Raw genomic sequence first — 5,593 nt, forward strand, 5'->3', positions numbered from 1 at the left:
CCCCCGCCGATCGTCGCGACGCGCCCGCTCGACCGCACCCAGATCCACGCGTTGCTCGACAGCGAAGTCGCGCGCCGCAACGGCAAGGTGATCGGCCGCGCGGTCGACATGGTGACCGACGCGAGCGGCAAGCCGCGCGAGATGATCGTCAACCTGCAGGGCTTCATGGGCGTGGGCGACCGCAAGGTCATCTTCCCGTGGAACGTGTTCCGCTTCACGCCGGGCGGCAAACAGGAGCCGATCGTGCTCGACGTGCCGTCGGGCGACCTGCCGCCGGCCGCACGGCCCAAGGCCGTGCCGCTGTCCGGTTCGGCCGCGGCCTCGCCCGCGACGCGACTGCCGATGCTCGACAGCGACGTCGAGCGCCCGAACGGCACGAAAATCGGCCGTATCGTCGACGTGCTGATCGACCGCGCATCGCAGCCGCAGGCGGTCGTGCTCGACCTCGGCGGCCTCGTCAATACCGACCGCCGTTCAATCGCCGCGAGCTGGGGCGCACTGCGCTTCGTCACGCGCGACAAGGCGCTGCATCCGCAGCTCGACCTGAACGACGCACAGATCAAGGCGTCGCCGCCCTACGCGGCCGACAAGCCGATCGTCGCGGTCTTCCCGCCCGTTGCCCCGGCACCGGTGCCGGCTTCGTCTGCGAGTGCGACCCGATGACGATCAAGCATTCCGTCAGCGCACGCAGTCTCCGGTCCCTCGACTGGCTCAACTTCTTCGTTGCAAACGTTCAAACAGGGTTCGGTCCGTTCATCGCGTCCTACCTCGCGTCGCACAAGTGGACGCAGGGCGAGATCGGCATGGTGCTGTCGATCGGCACGATCAGCGCGATGGTCAGCCAGGTGCCGGGCGGCGCGGCCGTCGATGCGCTGAAGAACAAGAAAGGCGCGGCCGCGTGGGCCATCGCGGCCATCATCCTGTCCGCTGTGCTGCTCGCGTCGAGCCCGACGATCGTGCCGGTGATCGCCGCCGAGGTGTTCCACGGCTTCGCGAGCTGCATGCTCGTGCCGGCGATGGCCGCGATCTCGTTCTCGCTCGTCGGCCGAGCCGACCTCGGCGACCGGCTCGGCCGCAACGCGCGTTGGGCGTCGATCGGCAGCGCCGTCGCGGCGGGCCTGATGGGGCTCACCGGCGAATACTTCTCCGCGCGCGCGGTGTTCTGGTTGACCGCCGTGCTGGCGCTGCCCGCGCTGTTCGCACTCGCGATGATCCAGCCGACGCACGAGGTGATCCCGCAGTCGTCGAAGCCCGACGACCACGACGAAGCCGGCGAACGCGAAACGCTCCTCGAGCTGCTGCGCGACCGCCGGATGCTGATCTTCGCGGCGTGCGTCGTGCTGTTCCACCTGTCGAACGCGGCGATGCTGAACCTCGCGGCCGGCGAAGTCACGGCCGGGATGGGCGAGAACGTGCAGCTCGTGATCGCCGCGTGCATCATCGTGCCGCAGGCGATCGTCGCGATGCTGTCGCCGTGGGTCGGCCGCTCCGCGCAACGCTGGGGGCGCCGGCCGATCCTGCTGCTCGGGTTCTCGGCACTGCCGGTGCGCGCGCTGCTGTTCGCGGGCGTGAGCAGCCCGTACCTGCTGGTGCCGGTGCAGATGCTCGACGGCATCAGCGCGGCCGTATTCGGCGTGATGCTGCCGCTGATCGCGGCCGACGTCGCGGGCGGCAAGGGCCGCTACAACCTGTGCATCGGGCTGTTCGGGCTCGCGGCCGGGATCGGCGCGACGCTCAGCACGGCCGCGGCCGGCTACGTCGCCGATCACTTCGGCAACGCCGTGAGCTTCTTCGGGCTCGCGGGCGCCGGTGCGCTCGCGGTGCTGCTGGTCTGGCTCGTGATGCCCGAAACGCGCGTCGAGAACGGTGACGCGGCCGCCGACGAACCGGCCGCCGCATCACCCGAACAGGCGCGCTGACACCGGCGCGCCGCCGTCACCCGCTTCTTGGCCAACGCATGATGGATACGATCAGGACACTCAACGAAGCCCGCCAGCAGATCCAGCAGTCGATCTTCGATCTGTTCAAGGGGCTGTCATTCAGCGAACGGCTCGCGCAGGGCGGGCTGATGGCGCTGCAGGCCGTGTGCGGCGCATGTCTCGCGTACGTGATCAGCCGCGCGCTGCACACCGAGCAGGCCGTGTGGGCGGCGATCACCGCGATCTCCGTGACGCAGCACAACTACTCGGACACGATGTCGCTGTCGCGCGACCAGTTCATCGGCGCGATGGTCGGCGGCGTGCTCGGCTTCGCCGGCGCGGCGCTCGGCGGCGACCGCCTCGTCGCCTACGCGATTACCGTCGCGGTCGTGATCGTCTGCTGCTGGTGCCTGAATGTCGGCAGCGCGGCACGGCTCGGCGGCGTAACCGCGACGATCGTGCTGCTGTTTCCGGGCGACGGCCCGCTGTGGGACATTCCGCTGATGCGGCTCGGCGAGGTCACGCTCGGCACCGTGTGTGCGCTGGGCGTGTGCTGGGTGATGTCGAAAATCGAACGCCGCTGGTTCCGCCACGCGGCGGCAAAGTGATGCGGTGAACCGGCTGCCCGGCGCGCATCGCGGCATCGCGATCCGTGCCGGGCAGCCGGCCGGGTCAGTCGCCGATCCGCAGCACGATGCCGGAACCGATCTGCACCAGCAGGTGATCCCCGCCGACGCCGACCCATTGATAGCCGCGCGGCGGCGGGCTCAGGTGATAGCCGCGCCAGTCGTCGATCACGTACTGGCGATCGCGGAACTCGGGGGGCAGCCGGTCGCCCTTGTGCCACTCGCGGCGCGGCTGGTCGGCCCAGCGCGGCGGCACGTCTTCCTCGTGGCGCATCTGGCCGGGTGGCATGCGTTTCGGGCCATGGCCGTGCTGCATGCCATGGTCGCCCTGGTCGTTGCGGTTGTCGTGATCCTGCGCCATCGCGGCCGGCGCGGCGAAACCCGCCGCGATCACCGCGGCCAGCATCATCCCGTGCATCTTCTTCATCGTGCCTTCCCTCCGTGTTGTCACGTCGAACGAAACCACTCGGACTACCCGATGAAGACTAGCACACGGTTTCGCGCGGCCACATGACCGCGCACATGACCGTGCGTTACGCTGCCTGCTGCTGGTACTGGATCCGATGCAGGTGCGCGTAGAGGCCGCCGTGGCGCAGCAATTCGTCGTGGCTGCCCTCTTCGACGATCTTGCCGGCCTCGAGCACGAGGATGCGGTCCGCGCGCTCGATCGTCGACAGCCGGTGTGCGATCACGAGCGTCGTGCGGCCTTCCATCAGCCGTTCGAGCGCGGCCTGCACGTGGCGTTCCGATTCCGAGTCGAGCGCCGACGTCGCTTCGTCGAGGATCAGGATCGGCGCGTCCTTGTAGATCGCACGTGCGATCGCGAGCCGCTGGCGCTGGCCGCCGGACAGCCGCATCCCGTTGCCGCCGACGAGCGTGTCGAGCCCGTCGGGCATCGCGGCGACCGCATCGGCGAGGTTCGCGGCCTCGAGCGCGGCCTGCACGCGCGCGCGGTCGGGCGTCTGCCCGTACGCGACGTTCGCGGCGATCGTGTCGTTGAACAGCACGACGTCCTGGCTGACCATCGCCATCTGGCCGCGCAGCGCGTGGAGGTCGTAGTCGGCAACCGGCACGCCGTCGACCAGGATTGCCCCGTCGGTCGGGTCGAAGAAGCGCGGCAGCAGGTTCACGAGCGTCGTCTTGCCGCTGCCGGACGGGCCCGCGAGCGCAATCATTTCACCGGGCGCGACCTTGAACGAGATGCGGTCGAGCGTCGGCCGCTCGGCCGCGCCGTAGTCGAACGACACGTTGCGGAACTCGATGTCGCCACGCGACTGTGCCAGCGGCCGGCCGCCGCCCTGCGGCTCGGCCGGTTCGTCGATCAGCCCGAAGATCAGCTCGGCGGCCGTCATCCCGCGCTGCAGCGGCTGGTTGACGTCGATCAGGTGCTTGAGCGGCGAGATCACCAGCAGCATCGACGTGACGAACGCGACGAAGCCGCCGACCGTCGTCTGGTCGTTCGACGACTGCACGACCGCGATCGTGATCACGACCGCGAGCGCGATCGACGCGAGGAACTGCGTGAGCGGCTGCGCAAGGCCGCCGGAGATCGTCATGCGCATCGCGTAGCCGCGCAGGCGCTTGCTCATCTGCGTGAAGCGGTCCATCTCGTACGCTTCACCGTTGTGCACCTTGACGACCTTGTAGCCGCCAACCGTCTCCTCGACGATGTACGACAGCTCGTTGGTCAGCGTCTGGTGCTCGCGGTTCAGGCGACGCAGGCGGCGGTTGATCTTGCTGACCAGCCAGCCGATGCCCGGCAGGATCACCGCGACGATCAGCGTGAGCCGCCAGTTCAGGTAGAACAGGTAGCCGAGCAGGAAGATCACCGTCAGCGAATCGCGCACGAGCGTGACCATCACGCCGGTCAGCACCGACAGGATCTGGTTGACCTCGAACACGATCGCGTTGATCACCGTGCTCGCCGTCTCGCGCTGGAAGAACGACGCGCCCGTGTGCAGCATCCGCTGGAACATCTCGAGCCGCAGTTGCAGCAGGATGCGGTTCGATACGTAGTTGAGCAGGTAATTCGACGCGTACTGCGATACGCCGCGCACGAGCGCAAGCCCGATCACGGCCATCGGCACGTACCATTTCGCGCGGTCGCTGCCGTGTGAGCCGAAGCCGTGGTCGAGCAGCGGCTTGAGCAGCGCCGGGATCCCGGCCTCGGTGGCCGCGACGACGCCCATCGTCATCACGGCGAGCACCACGATGCCGATCAGCGGCCGGATGTACGGCCACAGGCGCTTGAGGACCGTGACGGGCGAGGTGCCCGTGCCGTCCATCGGTTTGCGAAGAGTGTTCTGGGTTTCCAAGGCAATCCTTCTTGAGCCGCGAAGCGGCGCCCGGACGTGGTCGCCCGGGGTGTCGCCCTGTCGGGCGGGTGCCGAAAAGGGCTCAACATTATAGCCGCACCGCCCCGGCCGGCACGGTCACGGCCGATACGGGCGGCGGCCGGGCCGCGGGTATACTGCCGCTCACCGTTTTCTCCGCCTTTCCGACGATTTCATGGCTGAACCCTCCCTCGGCGTCGCCCTCATCGCCCTCAACGCGTCCGCGCGGCTTGCGCAGTGCCTTGCCGCGCTGTCGTTCGCCGACGACGTCGTCGTCATCGACGGCGGCAGCACCGACGATACCGTCGCGATCGCGCAGGCGCACGGCGCGCGCGTGATCGTCGAGCGCGACTGGCCGGGCTTCGGCCCGCAGAAGAACCGCGCGCTCGACACGCTCGACACCGACTGGATCCTGTCCCTCGATACCGACGAAGTCGTCACCCCGGAGCTCGCGCAGTCGATCCGCGACACGATCCGCGCGCCGGCCGCACAAGTTTATGCCGTCGACCGGCTGTCGAGCTTCTGCGGCCAGTGGATCCACCACAGCGGCTGGTATCCGGACTGGATCCCGCGCCTGTTCCGGCGCGGCGCCGCGCGCTTCTCGGACGATCTCGTGCACGAGCGCCTCGTGTTCGACGGCGCCGCGCAGCGCCTGTCCGGCAAGCTGATGCACTACTCGTACGAGGATTTCGAGACGGTCGTGCGCAAGCTCGAC

The 5,593-nt window shown here is 68.8% G+C and carries 6 protein-coding genes; 4 read left to right on the top strand and 2 right to left on the bottom strand.

What is annotated here, in order from left to right; all coding sequences use genetic code 11:
- The 3 genes from G3N99_RS33645 to G3N99_RS33655 form a co-directional block, all read left to right on the top strand.
- Positions 1 to 663: PRC-barrel domain-containing protein (locus G3N99_RS33645; protein ID WP_206124526.1), on the top strand; the 663-nt coding region annotated here is incomplete at its 5' end.
- Positions 660 to 1,919 (top strand): MFS transporter, encoded by a 1,260-nt coding sequence (locus G3N99_RS33650; protein WP_174942716.1) that lies wholly within the window; start codon positions 660 to 662, stop codon positions 1,917 to 1,919. The genes G3N99_RS33645 and G3N99_RS33650, both read left to right, overlap by 4 nt.
- Before the next feature lie 41 nt (positions 1,920 to 1,960).
- A complete protein-coding gene (locus G3N99_RS33655) occupies positions 1,961 to 2,527 on the top strand; it encodes an FUSC family protein (RefSeq protein WP_206124528.1) in 567 nt (188 codons plus the stop codon).
- A 64-nt stretch (positions 2,528 to 2,591) separates the two neighbouring features.
- Here G3N99_RS33655 and G3N99_RS33660 read toward each other — a convergent pair whose 3' ends face one another.
- On the bottom strand, positions 2,592 to 2,972 hold the full coding sequence (locus tag G3N99_RS33660; RefSeq protein ID WP_011352768.1) for an RcnB family protein: 381 nt from the start codon (positions 2,970 to 2,972) through the stop codon (positions 2,592 to 2,594).
- 106 nt (positions 2,973 to 3,078) lie between these two features.
- Positions 3,079 to 4,830, bottom strand: a complete 1,752-nt coding sequence (msbA, locus tag G3N99_RS33665) for a lipid A export permease/ATP-binding protein MsbA (protein WP_241011992.1) — start codon at positions 4,828 to 4,830, stop codon at positions 3,079 to 3,081.
- 223 nt (positions 4,831 to 5,053) lie between these two features.
- Here msbA and G3N99_RS33670 point away from each other — a divergent pair.
- Positions 5,054 to 5,593, top strand: a 540-nt coding sequence (locus G3N99_RS33670) for a glycosyltransferase family 2 protein (RefSeq protein WP_206124527.1), incomplete at its 3' end; no start/stop codon positions are given.

Origin of the sequence: Burkholderia sp. Ac-20392, assembly GCF_017104585.1 — a bacterium.
Classification (GTDB): domain Bacteria; phylum Pseudomonadota; class Gammaproteobacteria; order Burkholderiales; family Burkholderiaceae; genus Burkholderia; species Burkholderia lata.

Excerpts from the sequence above, each read along its gene's own strand:
- G3N99_RS33650 (WP_174942716.1), top strand. The coding sequence starts at position 660 with ATGACGATCAAGCATTCCGTCAGCGCACGCAGTCTCCGGTCCCTCGAC.
- G3N99_RS33655 (WP_206124528.1), top strand. The coding sequence starts at position 1,961 with ATGGATACGATCAGGACACTCAACGAAGCCCGCCAGCAGATCCAGCAG.
- G3N99_RS33660 (WP_011352768.1), bottom strand. The coding sequence starts at position 2,972 with ATGAAGAAGATGCACGGGATGATGCTGGCCGCGGTGATCGCGGCGGGT.
- msbA (WP_241011992.1), bottom strand. The coding sequence starts at position 4,830 with ATGGACGGCACGGGCACCTCGCCCGTCACGGTCCTCAAGCGCCTGTGG.